Source organism: Bacillus cereus group sp. BfR-BA-01381, from assembly GCF_022663555.1.
Classification (GTDB): Bacteria; Bacillota; Bacilli; order Bacillales; family Bacillaceae_G; genus Bacillus_A; species Bacillus_A pacificus.
The window spans coordinates 1-259 of record NZ_JAKUFR010000299.1; the positions used below are offsets into that span (position 1 = coordinate 1).

Sequence of the window (259 nt, forward strand, 5' to 3'; positions counted from 1 at the left end):
GCCACCCCGGCATGTCATATTGAAAATTGGAGCGGAAGACGGGATTCGAACCCGCGACCCCAACCTTGGCAAGGTTGTATTCTACCACTGAACTACTTCCGCAAGACATGTTTGAGTTATTTCATTAAAAGTGCGGGTGAAGGGAGTCGAACCCCCACGCCAAAGGCGCTAGATCCTAAGTCTAGTGCGTCTGCCAATTCCGCCACACCCGCATATTCATTAAAAATGGTGAGCCATGAAGGACTCGAACCTTCGACCC

The 259-nt window shown here is 51.0% G+C and carries 2 tRNA genes; both read right to left on the reverse strand.

From position 1 onward, the window contains the following. Window positions 1-27: 27 nt before the first annotated feature. Window positions 28-102, reverse strand: a tRNA-Gly gene (locus MR079_RS28785). A 29-nt stretch (window positions 103-131) separates the two neighbouring features. Continuing rightward, window positions 132-212: transfer RNA gene (locus MR079_RS28790), tRNA-Leu, on the reverse strand. Window positions 213-259 lie beyond the last annotated feature (47 nt).